General features: G+C 70.8%; 13 protein-coding genes. 4 read left to right on the forward strand and 9 right to left on the reverse strand.

Annotated elements, in window-relative coordinates; genetic code table 11:
• Positions 1-156: 156 nt before the first annotated feature.
• From AB0I82_RS22920 to nth, 3 genes are all read right to left on the reverse strand, one after another.
• Entirely contained in the window at positions 157-1,356 is a 1,200-nt protein-coding gene (locus AB0I82_RS22920) for a MarP family serine protease (RefSeq protein ID WP_363259206.1), read from the reverse strand.
• A gap of 13 nt (positions 1,357-1,369) precedes the next feature.
• The gene (locus AB0I82_RS22925) at positions 1,370-2,149 is read right to left on the reverse strand and encodes a CoA pyrophosphatase (RefSeq protein ID WP_363259207.1); all 780 of its coding nucleotides are present in this window, start codon (positions 2,147-2,149) and stop codon (positions 1,370-1,372) included.
• A gap of 97 nt (positions 2,150-2,246) precedes the next feature.
• Positions 2,247-3,107 carry an endonuclease III gene (gene nth / locus AB0I82_RS22930; protein WP_363259641.1) on the reverse strand — a complete coding sequence of 287 codons (861 nt, stop codon included), beginning with the start codon at positions 3,105-3,107 and terminating at the stop codon, positions 2,247-2,249.
• A 515-nt stretch (positions 3,108-3,622) separates the two neighbouring features.
• Between nth and AB0I82_RS22935 the strand changes: the two genes are divergently transcribed.
• A complete protein-coding gene (locus AB0I82_RS22935; RefSeq protein ID WP_030260115.1) occupies positions 3,623-4,297 on the forward strand; it encodes a Crp/Fnr family transcriptional regulator in 675 nt (224 codons plus the stop codon).
• A 92-nt stretch (positions 4,298-4,389) separates the two neighbouring features.
• Here the strand turns inward: AB0I82_RS22935 and AB0I82_RS22940 are convergent, their stop codons facing one another.
• The 4 genes from AB0I82_RS22940 to AB0I82_RS22955 all read right to left on the reverse strand — a co-directional run bounded on the left by AB0I82_RS22940 (position 4,390) and on the right by AB0I82_RS22955 (position 7,036).
• Positions 4,390-5,220, reverse strand: a complete 831-nt coding sequence (locus AB0I82_RS22940; RefSeq protein WP_363259208.1) for an MBL fold metallo-hydrolase — start codon at positions 5,218-5,220, stop codon at positions 4,390-4,392.
• Positions 5,217-6,134, reverse strand: coding sequence for an NUDIX hydrolase (locus tag AB0I82_RS22945; RefSeq protein ID WP_363259209.1), 918 nt, complete (start codon positions 6,132-6,134; stop codon positions 5,217-5,219). The genes AB0I82_RS22940 and AB0I82_RS22945 overlap by 4 nt, the downstream gene beginning before the upstream one ends.
• A 279-nt stretch (positions 6,135-6,413) precedes the next feature.
• A complete protein-coding gene (locus AB0I82_RS22950) occupies positions 6,414-6,878 on the reverse strand; it encodes a RidA family protein (RefSeq protein ID WP_363259210.1) in 465 nt (154 codons plus the stop codon).
• Complete coding sequence (locus AB0I82_RS22955; protein ID WP_003975360.1) at positions 6,875-7,036, reverse strand: DUF4177 domain-containing protein; 162 nt, start codon at positions 7,034-7,036, stop codon at positions 6,875-6,877. The genes AB0I82_RS22950 and AB0I82_RS22955 overlap by 4 nt, the downstream gene beginning before the upstream one ends.
• A gap of 161 nt (positions 7,037-7,197) precedes the next feature.
• Here AB0I82_RS22955 and AB0I82_RS22960 point away from each other — a divergent pair, with 161 nt between their 5' ends.
• Both AB0I82_RS22960 and AB0I82_RS22965 read left to right on the forward strand, forming a co-directional pair.
• Positions 7,198-8,175, forward strand: coding sequence for an ArsA-related P-loop ATPase (locus tag AB0I82_RS22960; protein WP_363259211.1), 978 nt, complete (start codon positions 7,198-7,200; stop codon positions 8,173-8,175).
• Complete coding sequence (locus AB0I82_RS22965; RefSeq protein WP_363259212.1) at positions 8,172-9,563, forward strand: ArsA family ATPase; 1,392 nt, start codon at positions 8,172-8,174, stop codon at positions 9,561-9,563. Before AB0I82_RS22960 ends, AB0I82_RS22965 begins: the two co-directional genes overlap by 4 nt.
• A gap of 394 nt (positions 9,564-9,957) precedes the next feature.
• Here AB0I82_RS22965 and AB0I82_RS22970 read toward each other — a convergent pair whose 3' ends face one another.
• Positions 9,958-10,299: a WhiB family transcriptional regulator gene (locus tag AB0I82_RS22970; protein WP_363259213.1), complete on the reverse strand. Its 342-nt coding sequence runs from the start codon at positions 10,297-10,299 to the stop codon at positions 9,958-9,960.
• Between the two features lie 392 nt (positions 10,300-10,691).
• On the opposite strand from AB0I82_RS22970, the gene AB0I82_RS22975 reads away from it, so the two are divergent.
• Positions 10,692-12,902: a transglycosylase domain-containing protein gene (locus AB0I82_RS22975; RefSeq protein ID WP_363259214.1), complete on the forward strand. Its 2,211-nt coding sequence runs from the start codon at positions 10,692-10,694 to the stop codon at positions 12,900-12,902.
• A gap of 172 nt (positions 12,903-13,074) precedes the next feature.
• On the opposite strand, the gene AB0I82_RS22980 is transcribed toward AB0I82_RS22975, so the two are convergent.
• Positions 13,075-13,539 carry a GatB/YqeY domain-containing protein gene (locus tag AB0I82_RS22980; protein ID WP_363259215.1) on the reverse strand — a complete coding sequence of 155 codons (465 nt, stop codon included), beginning with the start codon at positions 13,537-13,539 and terminating at the stop codon, positions 13,075-13,077.
• Positions 13,540-13,588 lie beyond the last annotated feature (49 nt).

Below are 13,588 nucleotides of genomic sequence, written 5' to 3' on the forward strand. Positions count from 1 at the left end.
TCCCCGCTTCCCGGGCCGCGCAGCCTGAAGCGGCCGCGCCGCCGGAAGCCCGCAGGACGGGCTCACAGGGCGGACTCACAGCGCGGCGGACGCCGCGCAGGGCCTGGGGCCCCCGGAGACCCCGGGGAGCCTTCGCAGCCGCCCCGGGGCCCCTTCTCACATCGCGCAGCCCTGGCTGTCGACCGGTCGCTGGGCCGTACGGCCCCGCTCGATGTCGGTGCGGACCTCGTCGGCCGTCAGGGCGTAACCCGTGCTGTCGTCATCGAGGGACTTGGCGAAGACCACGCCGTAGACCTCGCCGTCAGGAGTGAGCAGCGGGCCGCCGGAGTTGCCCTGCCGGACCGTGGCGTAGAGGGAGTACACATCGCGCGCGACCGTGCCGTGGTGGTAGATGTCCGGGCCGTTGGCCTGGATACGGCCGCGGACGCGGGCCGAGCGGACGTCGTAGCCGCCGTTCTCCGGGAAGCCGGCGACGATGGCGCTGTTGCCGCTGCGCGCGTCCTGGTCGGTGAAGCGGAGCGGGCGCGCCTGCAGGTCGGGTACGTCCAGTACGGCGATGTCCCGCCGCCAGTCGTACAGCACGACCTTCGCGTCGTAGACCCGGCCCCGGCCGCCGATCTGTACGGTCGGCTCGGACACGCCGCCGACGACGTGCGCGTTGGTCATGACGCGGTGCGGCGCGAAGACGAAGCCGCTGCCTTCGAGGACCTTGGCGCAGCTGGCGGCCGTGCCGACGACCTTCACGATGGACTGCTGCGCGCGGGCCGCTACGGGACTGCCTGCCAGCGCCGGGTCGGGCGGCCGCACCTCCTGGATGGGCTCGTTCGAGAACGGCGTGAAGACCTGCGGGAAGCCGTTCTGCGCCAGTACCGAGGAGAAGTCGGCGAACCAGGTGTCGGCCTGCGCCGGGATCACCCGGGACACGCCGAGCAGCACCTTGGAGTTGCGTACCTCCTTGCCCAGCGTCGGCAGGGACGTGCCCGCCAGGGCCGACCCGATGAGCCAGGCCACCAGCAGCATCGCCACGACGTTGACCAGCGCGCCGCCCGTGGCGTCCAGGGCGCGCGCCGGTGACCAGGTGATGTACCGCCGGAGCTTGTTGCCCAGGTGGGTGGTGAGCGCCTGCCCCACGGAGGCGCACACGATCACGATGGCGACCGCCGCGATGGCGGCGAAGGAGCCCGGTGTGGCGTCATCGGTGACTTCGTTCCAGATCACGGGCAGCAGAAAGACCGCGACCAGACCGCCGCCGAGGAAGCCGATCACGGACAGGATGCCGACGACGAAACCTTGGCGATAACCGACGACCGCGAACCACACGGCGGCGACCAACAGCAGGATGTCCAGGACGTTCACGCCCGCCACCGTCTCACGAGCGCCAGTCGAGCGGGACCTGCTTGTCCCGGTCCCAGGGCACTTCCCACCCCGCGTAATGCAGGATGCGGTCGATGAGACCGGCGGTGAAACCCCAGACCAGAGCCCCCTCGACGGTGAAGGCCGGGCCGACGTGGCCACTCGGATGGCGGGTCGTCACGCGGTGCGCGGGGTCCGTGAGATCAGCCACGGGGACCGTGAACACCCGGGCCGTCTCGGCCTGGTCGACCGCGCCGACCGGGCTGGGCTCGCGCCACCAGCCGAGCACCGGCGTCACCACGAAGCCGCTGACCGGGATGTAGAGCCGGGGCAGCACACCGAAGAGCTGCACGCCGGACGGGTCCAGGCCGGTCTCCTCCCACGCCTCGCGCAGCGCGGCCCGCAGCGGACCGTCGCCCTCCGGATCGCCGTCCTCCGGGTCCAGCGAACCGCCGGGGAACGACGGCTGGCCCGCATGCGAGCGCAGCGTCCCGGAACGCTCCATGAGGAGCAGCTCCGGGCCGCGGACGCCCTCCCCGAAGAGGATCAGCACCGCGGACTGCCGGCCGCCGGTCGGGGGCGGCAGAAAGCGGCTCAGCTGCTGCGGCCGGACCGTCGCCGCCGCGTCGGCCACGGGGCGCAGCCACTCCGGCAGACCGTCGGTGGTGACCCGGACGTCCCAGTCGGCCGCCCCCGTGTCGGCCGCCTGCGCTCCGTACGCCCCCTGTCCGTCCGTCTGCCGTCTGTACGCGTCCTGGCCGCACATCCCCTGCGCCGTCTCCTGTGCTCTCGTCATACGCGCCCCCTCAGGCCCTCATTGCGATGGTCACCGACACACCGGGCGGTGGTCATCGACGTACCGGCCCCGGAGCCGTCCTGGCGTCATCCGTGCGTCATCCGGCCCCCAGGGGAGGCGCGGGCTCGCCGGGATAGCCGGCCGGGGGCCGCAGCCGCTGCCCCGGCTTGCCGCCCATCTCGTACTTGAGCAGCTTCTTCGCCTTCTCCGGGTCCGTCTCGCCCTCGCCGTACGACGGGCACAGCGGCGCTATGGGGCAGGCTCCGCAGGCGGGCTTGCGGGAGTGGCAGACGCGGCGGCCGTGGAAGATCAGGCGGTGCGAGAGCATCGTCCACTCGCTCTTGGGGAAGATGTCGGCGATCTCCGCCTCGACCTTCTCCGGGTCCTCCTGGGCGGTCCAGCCGAACCGGCGGACCAGCCGCCCGAAGTGCGTGTCGACCGTGAGCCCCGGGACGCCGAAAGCGTTGCCGAGCACGACGTTGGCGGTCTTGCGGCCGACGCCCGGCAGGGTCACCAGATCCTCCAGCCGGCCCGGCACCTCGCCGCCGAACCGGTCGCGCAGCGCGACCGACAGGCCGAGCAGGGACCGCGCCTTCGCCCGGAAGAAGCCGGTCGGCCGGATCAGCTCCTCCAGCGCCTCGGGGTCGGCGGCGGCCATGTCCTCGGGCGTCGGATACGCGGCGAAGAGGGCCGGAGTCGTCTGATTGACCCGCAGGTCGGTGGTCTGGGCCGACAGGACCGTGGCGACCAGCAGTTCGAAGGGGTTACGGAAGTCCAGCTCGGGGTGGGCGTACGGATACACCTCGGCGAGCTCCCGGTTTATCCGGCGGGCGCGGCGGACCATGGCGACGCGGGACTCGGGCTTACGGGGGGCGGGGGGCTTGGCGGGGGCCTTGGCAGCGGCTTTGGCGGGGGCCTTCTTCGCTGCTGTCTTCTTGGCGGCCGTCTTCTTGGCCACCGTCTTCTTGGCTGCTGTGGTGGTCTTCTTCGCGGCCGCGGTGGCCTTCTTCGCAGCCGTTGTCCGCGCGCTCGTGGTGGCCGGTTTCGTGCGGGTCGGTCCGTCGCCCGTGGCCGGGTCCGCCGAGGTCGGCGCGGCGGCCTCGGCCGGCTCCCTCACCCCGGCGTTCTTCCCCGTCGGCGCCCTTTTGGCGGTAGCGGGCCCGGGCAACTCGGAGTCCCTTTTCAGAGGATTCGCGGCATTCGCACTCGCCTGTTCGCCCACAGCAGAATCGCGGTCTGCGCTCACTCGTCCGGCCCCCTTGTCCTGTGCTCTCACCGGCGTATTGGACACTCGGCCAGACTAAGGCCACCCACTGACATCCGGCCCGATCACCAGGAATCGCGTCCCCAATCGGCCCCCTGCCTTATGACGGCGGACACCTGTCCGGCATCCTTGTGATTGATCGCACTGTTTTGCATTCCGGCATGATGGGGACCTACGTCACCCGGAGCATGTCGACAAGGAGAGAACTCGTGGACGACGTTCTGCGGCGCGCACCGCTCTTCGCGGCGCTCGATGACGAGCAGGCTGCTGAGCTGCGTGCCTCGATGACCGAGGTCACGCTTGCCCGTGGTGACGCCCTGTTCCACGAAGGGGACCCGGGCGACCGCCTGTATGTGGTCACCGACGGCAAGGTGAAGCTGCACCGCACTTCCCCCGACGGCCGCGAGAACATGCTCGCCGTCCTCGGCCCCGGTGAGCTCATCGGTGAGCTGTCCCTCTTCGACCCGGGCCCGCGCACGGCCACGGGCACCGCGCTCACCGAGGTGAAGCTGCTCGGCCTGGGCCACGGCGACCTCCAGCCCTGGCTGAACGCGCGCCCCGAGGTGGCCACGGCCCTGCTGCGCGCCGTCGCCCGACGGCTGCGGAAGACCAACGACCAGATGTCCGACCTGGTCTTCTCCGACGTTCCGGGCCGTGTCGCGCGGGCCCTCCTGGACCTGTCGCGCCGCTTCGGTGTGCAGTCCGAGGAAGGCATCCACGTCGTGCACGACCTGACCCAGGAGGAGCTGGCCCAGCTGGTCGGCGCCTCCCGCGAGACGGTCAACAAGGCGCTCGCGGACTTCGCCGGCCGCGGCTGGCTGCGCCTGGAGGCCCGCGCGGTGATCCTCTTGGACGTGGAGCGCCTCGCCAAGCGGTCGCGCTGACCGCTGCGCGTCAGCGCGCGTACTGAAAGGCCCCGCATACATGCGGGGCCTTTTCGCGCGGGTTCTGCCCCCGGACGCGCGCGTCGCCGCCCTCAGACCAGCCCGTGCTCCCCCAGGTAGTCCAGCTGCGCCCGTACGGACAGCTCGGCCGCCGGCCACAGGGAGCGGTCGACGTCCGCGTACACGTGGGCGACGACGTCCGCAGCCGTACGGTGGCCCGCCTCGACCGCCGTCTCCACCTGGGCCAGCCGCTTGGCCCGGTGCGCGAGGTAGAACTCCACGGCGCCCTGCGCGTCGTTCAGTACCGGCCCGTGGCCCGGCAGGACCGTCGTCACGCCGTCGTCGACCGTGAGGGAGCGCAGCAGCCGCAGCGAGTCCAGGTAGTCGCCGAGGCGGCCGTCCGGGTGCGCCACCACCGTCGTACCGCGCCCCAGGATCGTGTCCCCGGTCAGCACGGCGGCGTCGGCCGGCAGGTGGAACGAGAGGGAGTCGGCGGTGTGCCCCGGGGTGGGCACGACGCGCAGCTCCAGGCCGCCGGTCGTGATCACGTCCCCGGCGGCCAGGCCCTCGTCCCCGAGGCGCAGCGCGGGGTCCAGGGCCCGTACCGGCGTACGGGTCAGCTCGGCGAAGCGGGCGGCGCCCTCGGCGTGATCGGGATGCCCGTGGGTGAGCAGGGTGAGCGCGACCCGCTTGCCGGACCGCTCGACGGTGTCGACGACCGCCTTCAGATGGCCTTCGTCCAGCGGCCCCGGGTCGATGACCACCGCGCGGTCGGAGTCCGGCTCGGCGACGATCCAGGTGTTGGTGCCGTCCAGCGTCATCGCGGACGGATTCGGCGCCAGTACGCAGTACGCGCGGGCGGTCGCGGCGCCCGAGAGCACACCGCCGCGCGGCTGGCCGGGGAGTGCGGCTGCGTCGGTCATGCGGCAGGCCCTTCGGGGGAGTCGGACGCGGCGCCACTATTGCCGGGCGCCGCTCCCGTGGGGATGTGTTTGGTGAATTCTTCGTGGCCCGGCCAGCTCAGCACGATCCGCCCCTCCATGAGCTCCGCACGCGCCAGTACGGGAGCGAGGTCCTGCCGTACGGAGGCGGCGAGCGCCTCGGAGGCGCTCTCGTACGGCTCCAGGGTGCGCAGCGTGGCGATCGTCGGCGGCATCATCAGCAGCTCGCCGCGGTCGTAGCCGGCGGCCGCCTCGGCGGGCCGGGTCCACACCGTACGGTCCGCCTCCGTAGAGGCGTTACGGGTGCGCTGCCCTTCGGGGAGCGCGGCGACGAAGAACCACGTGTCGTAGCGCCGCGGTTCGAACTCCGGGGTGATCCAGCGCGCCCAGGCCCCCAGCAGGTCGCTGCGCAGCACCAGGCCGCGGCGGTCCAGGAAGTCGGCGAAGGACAGCTCACGGTCGACCAGCGCGGCCCTGTCGGCCTCCCAGTCGTCCCCCGTGGTGTCGGCGACGACGGTGTCGGCGGACGGCCCTGCGAGCAGTACCCCGGCCTCTTCGAAGGTCTCGCGGACAGCCGCGCAGACCACCGCCTGCGCCACGGCCTCCTCGACGCCGAGCCGGGCCGCCCACTCGGCGCGCGAGGGCCCGCCCCAGGCGACCGGCCGCTCGTCACGGGGGTCGACGGCGCCGCCCGGATACGCGTACGCGCCGCCCGCAAAGGCCATGGAGGCGCGCCGACGCAGCATGTGGACGGCCGGCCCGTGGCCGGAATCGCGCAGGAGCATGACGGTCGCCGCACGGCGGGGCGTGACCGGCGTCAGCTCACCACTGGCGAGCGCTCTGATCCGGTCCGGCCATTCGGGCGGATACCACTGGCCATTGGTCGTCGTCGACATGGCCGGATGCTATGCGTTCACGCGCGGATGTTCGAGAGGGCCCCGCGCGGCCGGAGTTTCGCACGGCTGGGGGGCTTCGCGTGGGTTTGGGGAGGGGGCGGCGCGCATACATGGGCGCGGGCGAGGGCCCCCACTCATCCCATACCCGGCGGGGTATGGGATGAACCGGGTGGGGGCCGCTCGCCCTGGATCCCCTCGGACTTGGGCAGCTCAGGCTGAAGCCGTACTGGCTGGAGCCCTTGGGGCCGCTCAGGCTGGAGTGTGTCGGACCGGGGACGTTCAGTCCGCGATCTCGACCTGGATCTCGACCTCGACCGGTGCGTCGACCGGCAGTACGGCCACGCCCACCGCGGAGCGGGCGTGTACGCCCTTGTCGCCGAGGATCTCGCCGAGCAGCTCGCTCGCGCCGTTGAGGACGCCGGGCTGGCCGGTGAAGTCCGGCGCGGAGGCGACGAAGCCGACGACCTTCACGACCCGCACGATCTTGTCCAGGTCGCCGATCACGGACTTCACGGCCGCCAGCGCGTTCAGCGCGCAGACGCCGGCCAGTTCCTTGGCCTGCTCGGGGCTGACCTCGGCGCCGACCTTGCCGGTGGCCGGCAGCGCACCGTCCACCATCGGCAGCTGGCCCGCGGTGAAGACGTACGCGCCGGAGCGCACGGCCGGCTGGTAAGCGGCCAGCGGCGGCACGACCTCGGGGAGCTTCAGCCCGAGGGCAGCGATCTTCTCCTCGACCGCGCTCACGCCTGCTTCTCCCGCTTCAGGTAGGCCACCAACTGCTCGGGGTTGTTCGGGCCCGGCACGACCTGGACCAGCTCCCAGCCGTCCTCGCCCCAGGTGTCCAGAATCTGCTTCGTCGCGTGCACCAGCAGCGGCACGGTCGCGTATTCCCACTTCGTCATGGGGCGAGCGTAATGCCTGTACACGGCGCCCGAAGACGCGCGTCCGCAGCGCCCCAGTACGCGCCCACCGCGCACCCGAAGGCGCGCGCCGTACCGTGGCATACGCGACAGGCCCGGCGTCTCGTGCGTAGCAGCCGGGCGGACTGGTTAGGCTCCATGGCGTGAGCAGGCTCCATGTCGTCAGCGGCAAGGGCGGTACCGGCAAGACCACGGTCGCCGCTGCCCTCGCGCTCGCCCTGGCCACCGAGGGGCGACGCACCCTCCTGGTCGAGGTCGAGGGCCGGCAGGGCATTGCCCAAGTATTCGAGACCGAAGCGCTGCCTTACGAGGAGCGCAAGATCGCCGTATCTCCTGGGGGCGGCGAGGTGCACGCGCTGGCCATCGATGCCGAGCGCGCGCTCCTCGACTACCTCCAGATGTTCTACAAACTCGGCGGAGCCGGGCGCGCCCTGAAGAAGCTCGGCGCGATCGACTTCGCCACGACCATCGCCCCGGGGCTGCGGGACGTCCTGCTGACCGGCAAGGCGTGCGAGGCCGTCCGCCGCAAGGACAAGAACGGGCGCTTCGTGTACGACGCGGTCGTCATGGACGCGCCGCCCACGGGCCGCATCACGCGCTTCCTGAACGTCAACGACGAGGTGGCCGGGCTCGCGAAGATAGGGCCGATCCACAATCAGGCGCAGGCCGTGATGCGCGTACTGAAGTCGCCCGAGACGGCCGTCCATCTGGTGACGCTGCTGGAGGAGATGCCGGTCCAGGAGACCGTGGACGGCGTCGCCGAACTGCGCGCCGCCGGGCTGCCGGTGGGCGGCGTGGTCATCAACATGGTCCGGCCCACGGTGCTCGCCCCCGACGAGGTGGACCTGGCCGCGAACGGCGCCCGTGCGGGCATCGCGGCGGCCCTCTCCGGCGCCGGACTGGGCGGCGCACGCCGTGGCGGCCGCGCCGAGCGGCTCATCGATCCGCTGCTGGAGCAGGCCCGCGAGCACGCCGAGCGGGTCGCGCTGGAGCGCGCGGAACACACCGAGATCACCGGGCTCGGGCTGCCGACGTACGAACTGGAGCTGCTGGCCGAGGGCGTGGACCTGGCCGGGCTCTACCGGCTGGCCCGCGAACTGCGGAAACAGGGACCGATATGACATCGGAGTACACGACCTTGGACGCTTCGGCTCCGCATCTGGACGTGGACGCGCTGCTCGACGACCCGCATACCCGCATCGTCGTCTGCTGCGGCTCGGGCGGCGTCGGGAAGACCACCACGGCGGCCGCACTGGGCGTCCGCGCGGCGGAGCGCGGCCGACGGGCCGTCGTCCTCACCATCGACCCGGCCCGCCGGCTCGCGCAGTCGATGGGCATCTCCGAGCTGGACAACGTCCCGCGTCAGGTCAAGGGCGTGAGCGGCCCCGGAGGCCGGGGCGAGCTGTACGCGATGATGCTGGACATGAAGCGTACGTTCGACGAGATCGTCGAGGCGCACGCGGACAAGGAGCGGGCCAGGGCGATCCTGGAGAACCCCTTCTACGAGTCCCTGTCGGCCGGGTTCGCCGGTACGCAGGAGTACATGGCCATGGAGAAGCTGGGCCAGCTGCGCTCCCGCGACGAGTGGGACCTGATCATCGTCGACACCCCGCCGAGCCGGTCCGCGCTGGACTTCCTGGACGCGCCCAAGCGGCTGGGGTCCTTCCTGGACGGCAAGTTCATCCGGGTCCTGATGGCGCCCGCGAAGGTCGGCGGCCGGGCCGGGATGAAGTTCCTGAATGTCGGCATGTCGATGATGACCGGCACGCTCAGCAAGCTGATGGGCGGCCAGCTGCTCAAGGACGTCCAGACGTTCGTGGCCGCGATGGACACCATGTTCGGCGGCTTCCGTACCCGCGCGGACGCCACGTACCGGCTGCTGCAGGCCCCCGGGACCGCCTTCCTGGTCGTGGCCGCACCGGAGCGGGACGCGCTGCGCGAGGCGGCGTACTTCGTGGAACGGCTGGCCGCCGAGCAGATGCCGCTGGCCGGCCTCGTACTGAACCGCGTACACGGCAGCGGGGCCGACCAGTTGAGCGCCGAGCGGGCGCTGGCGGCCGTCGAGGCGCTGACCGACATGGCCGGAACGGAGAATTCCGCACCGGCGGACGGAGACGGCGCCGAAAATCTTGACGAGGGCGGAATTGTGGATCTCGAGGGCGGGAAGGCTGGATCACGTACCGCCGACGCTCCCTCCCCCGCTGCGCCGGCGCTGCATGAGCAAGACCCTTCCGCAACTCCCGAATCGAAGCAGTCCCCCGAGGCCCGGTCGGCACGGCTCGCCGCCGGCCTGCTGACCCTGCACGCCGAGCGCATGCAGGTACTCGCACGCGAGCGGCGCACCCGCGACCGCTTCACCGCGCTGCACCCTGAAGTACCGGTGGCCGAGATCACCGCTCTGCCCGGTGACGTCCATGACGTCGCGGGCCTGCGCGAAATCGGCAACCGCCTCGCGTCCGACCCCGCCGGCGATATGAACGGCGCGGCCAACGCGAACGAAGTTGGCTGACGCAGGCCAAGGCAGCGCGAGCGACGCAAGCTGACGCAGGCACAGTAGGCACCGTAGGCACAGCAAAACCGCGCAGTCATCGCAGACATCGGCAGGACCGCGCAGTCATCGAGTCCGGCGCATCACACGCCGACCTCCGTACGCCAGCGCAAACCGACGGCCGATTCCACCACCACGGCGGCACCCTCACCACGTCGGTGAATTCACCGCATCGGTGGTCTCACCGCATGCGTGGACTCACCGCATCGGTGAACACGGCAACCGCGCGCGTCGGCTCATCAGGCCGATTCAAGCGCCGACGGCCATGCCGCAGTCGGCGCCCACCTGACCCGGCCGGATATGCGCCGGGTGTTCATGTCCCGGCCGGTGAGCCGGGCACGTACCACGGGCCGGCTCAGCCGACCGCGGCGAAGTTGTTGTCGAACTCCTCGTCTTCGCAGTCCACGAGAATTCCCGCGCTGCGCTCGTATTCCGTACGTGCTGTCTCCAGCAGCCGGCGCCACGAGGTGACGGTCGGACGGCGGCGCAGCAATGCCCGCCGCTCCCGCTCCGTCATCCCGCCCCACACGCCGAATTCCACACGGTTGTCCAGCGCGTCGGCGAGGCATTCGGTCCGCACGGGGCATCCGGTGCAGACCGCCTTGGCGCGGTTCTGCGCTGCCCCTTGAACGAACAGCTCATCCGGATCGGTCGTGCGGCAGGCTGCCTGTGCACTCCAGTCGGTTACCCAGCTCATGCTGGCGCCGTCCTCTCCCGAATCGAGGCTCCCCCACGGCGGCAAGCGGCATATTCACCGTTGCCAGTTGAGGACGTTACGGAAGGCAGGCAGGGCGCAACACCCCCTTCGGGCCCAATCTTGAATGGTCCGAACGGACTATGCGTATGCGGCAGATCACCCAACGGAGTGAGCGCAGGGCATACGTCGCTTTTCTGGCAGGCCAGGACAGTTCAGGGTGTTTCCCACACGTCACGGACGAGCGCGGGCGACACATGGGGGCAATCCGGTCACCGGTCCCGCCGCAGAAAAAGGGGATGTGCTGGTGCGGAACCACGTTCGAGTGACAGGCGTGAACAGAGTAAGCGAACAGATGCGCCCCTGTCCGGTGATTGAGAACGTAGGGTGCCCTCATGGGTAAGAAGCGCGACGGTGGCGGCCTGACCGCGACCCAGCAGGCCGCGAAGTTCCTCGGCGTGAGCGTCCTGGCCGGAGCGGTGCTGGCCGGCCTGGCCCTTCCCGCCGCCGGTGCGCTGGGTCTCGCCGCCAAGGGGACGGTCGAGGGGTTCGACGACATCCCGTCCAATATGAAGACGCCGCCGCTGAGCCAGCAGACGAAGATCCTGGATGCGAACGGCGGGGAGATCGCCAAGGTCTACTTCCGCAATCGCACGGTGGTGGACCTGAAGGACATCTCCCCGTACATGCGGAAGGCGATCGTCGCCATCGAGGATTCGCGCTTCTATCAGCACGGCGCGATCGACATGAAGGGCATCCTGCGCGCGGTCAACAAGAACGCGCAGTCCGGCGGGGTTTCCCAGGGCGCTTCGACGCTGACCCAGCAGTACGTGAAGAACGTCTTCGTCGAGGAGGCGGGCAACGACCAGGACAAGGTCGCGGAGGCCACCCAGCAGACCATCGGCCGCAAGGTCAGGGAGCTGAAGTACGCGATCCAGGTCGAGAAGGAGCTGGGCAAGAAGAAGATCCTGCAGAACTACCTGAACATCACCTTCTTCGGGCAGCAGGCGTACGGCGTCGAGGCCGCGGCCCAGCGGTACTTCAGCAAGCCCGCCAAGGACCTGAACCTCCAGGAGTCGGCGCTGCTGGCCGGCATCGTGCAGTCGCCGAGCCGGTACGACCCGGTCAACGACCCGGAGGAGGCGACCAAGCGGCGCAACACGGTCCTGCAGCGGATGGCCGATGTCCACGACATCACCCGGGCGCAGGCCGACGCCGCCGCGAAGAAGCCGATCGAGCTGCACGTCAGCACCCCGCGCAACGGCTGCATCACTGCCGTCGACGGCGCCGGCTTCTTCTGCGACTACGTCCGCGAGGCTTTCCTGAACGACCCGGTCTTCGGCAAGACCCCCAAGGCGCGGCTGGCCCGTTGGCAGCGGGGCGGCATGACGATCCGTACGACGCTGGACCCGCAGGCCCAGAAGGCCGTGCAGAAGTCGGTCAGCGACCACGTGTACGACTCCGACCCGGTCGCCACCGCGGCGACGCTGGTCGAGCCGGGCACCGGCAAGATCCGCGGCATGGGCCAGTCCCGGCCGTACGGCTTCAAGGTGGAACAGCACCAGACCCAGCTGAACCTGTCCGTGGACGGCGACATGGGCGGCGGTGCCGGGTACCAGCCGGGCTCGACCTTCAAGCCCGTGATCGCGGCGGCCGCGCTGGAGCAGGGCGTCAGCCCGAACAAGGTGTACCCCTCCCCGTACCGCATGCAGTATCCGAGCCCGGTCTCCACCTGTAAGGGGCAGTGGTCGGGCAGCGCTCCGGTGGAGAACGAGAACCGCAGCGAGAAGGGCCCGTACGGCATGAAGGAGGCGACCGCGAAGTCGGTCAACACCTACTTCGTGGAGCTGATCAGCGATGTCGGCATCTGCCCGGTCACGAAGATGGCCGACAAGATGGGCATCAAGCGGGCCGACGGCAAGGAGATCGACCAGGTCCCGTCGATCACCCTGGGCACTCAGGAGATGTCGCCGCTGACCATGGCGGCGGGGTACGCCGCCTTCGCCAACCGCGGTGAGTACTGCACGCCGGTCGCCATCGAGTCGATCACCGGCCCGGACGGCAAGGCGATGAAGGTCCCGCAGACCAGCTGCCACCGGGCCATGTCGGAGAAGACGGCCGACACCATGAACACCCTCCTGCAGGGCGTCGTCGAGGACGGCACCGGCAAGGAGGCGGGCCTCAGCAGCCGGCCGAGCGCGGGCAAGACCGGTACGACGGACGGCCGTTACGCCGCCTGGTTCGTGGGCTACACCCCGAACATGGCGGGCGCGGTGTGGGTCGGCGACCCCGAGCACAAGCGGCGGATGGTCGACATCAACATCGGCGGCCGCCCGTACGACAAGGTCTTCGGCGGGCAGGTACCGGGGCCGATCTGGCGCGACGCGATGGCCGGGGCGCTGGCCGGGAAGCCGGCGCCGGGCTTCCACACGGTGCCGATCCGCGACCCCAAGAAGAAGAAGGATCGGGCCAAGCCGCCGTCCCGTACGGACGACAAGCCCGGCGGGGGCGGCATCGACCTGCCCGACTTCTCGGACCTGCCGGGCGGCGGTGACGGCGGCTGGAGCTGGCCGGGCGGCGGGAACGGTCGCGGGCACGACAGGTGAGCGCGGCGACGGCCGGTCACGGTCCCGGCCGAACCGCGTGAGAGATCGCGAGAGGGGCGCCTCCCACCAAGGGGGCGCCCCTTTTCACATCAATGCGCGGTCGGCCCGCCGAGCTCGCTCAGCCCGCTCAGCCCGTTCAGCCCGTTCAGCCCACTCAGCCCGCTCAGCCCACTCAGCCCGCGAGCAGCTTCTTCACCGTTGCCGCCACCCGGCCGCCCTCGGCGCGGCCCGCGACCTTCGGGTTCACGATCTTCATGACGGCACCCATGGCCCTCGGCCCCTCGGCGCCGCTGCCCTTGGCCTCCGCCACCGCCTCGGCGACCAGCTGCTCCAGCTCGTCGTCCGTGAGCTGCTTGGGGAGGTAGTCGGCGAGCACCTCGCCCTCGGCCTGCTCACGCGCCGCCTGCTCGGCCCGGCCGCCCTTCTCGAACGCCTCGGCGGCCTCGCGGCGCTTCTTCGCCTCGCGCGCGATGATCTTCTCGACCTCGCCGTCCGACAGCTCGCGGGCCTCGGTCCCCGCGACCTCCTCCTTCTGGATCGCGGTGAGCGTGAGGCGGAGGGTGGAGGAGCGCAGCTCGTCGCGCGCCTTGATCGCTGCGGTGAGGTCGTCCTGCAGCTTCGTCTTGAGCGTGGTCATGACCCAAGTTTGCCAGGGCGGGGCGGGTACTGCGCGGAGTTATCGAGCC

The organism is Streptomyces sp. NPDC050315 (genome assembly GCF_040655775.1).
In the GTDB taxonomy this organism is placed as follows: domain Bacteria; phylum Actinomycetota; class Actinomycetes; order Streptomycetales; family Streptomycetaceae; genus Streptomyces.

Coding starts and splice junctions, on each gene's coding strand:
- AB0I82_RS22945 (WP_363259209.1), bottom strand. CDS start 6,134: ATGTCGACGACGACCAATGGCCAGTGGTATCCGCCCGAATGGCCGGAC.
- AB0I82_RS22925 (WP_363259207.1), bottom strand. CDS start 2,149: ATGACGAGAGCACAGGAGACGGCGCAGGGGATGTGCGGCCAGGACGCG.
- AB0I82_RS22975 (WP_363259214.1), top strand. CDS start 10,692: ATGGGTAAGAAGCGCGACGGTGGCGGCCTGACCGCGACCCAGCAGGCC.
- AB0I82_RS22970 (WP_363259213.1), bottom strand. CDS start 10,299: ATGAGCTGGGTAACCGACTGGAGTGCACAGGCAGCCTGCCGCACGACC.
- AB0I82_RS22940 (WP_363259208.1), bottom strand. CDS start 5,220: ATGACCGACGCAGCCGCACTCCCCGGCCAGCCGCGCGGCGGTGTGCTC.
- AB0I82_RS22980 (WP_363259215.1), bottom strand. CDS start 13,539: ATGACCACGCTCAAGACGAAGCTGCAGGACGACCTCACCGCAGCGATC.
- AB0I82_RS22965 (WP_363259212.1), top strand. CDS start 8,172: ATGACATCGGAGTACACGACCTTGGACGCTTCGGCTCCGCATCTGGAC.
- AB0I82_RS22955 (WP_003975360.1), bottom strand. CDS start 7,036: ATGACGAAGTGGGAATACGCGACCGTGCCGCTGCTGGTGCACGCGACG.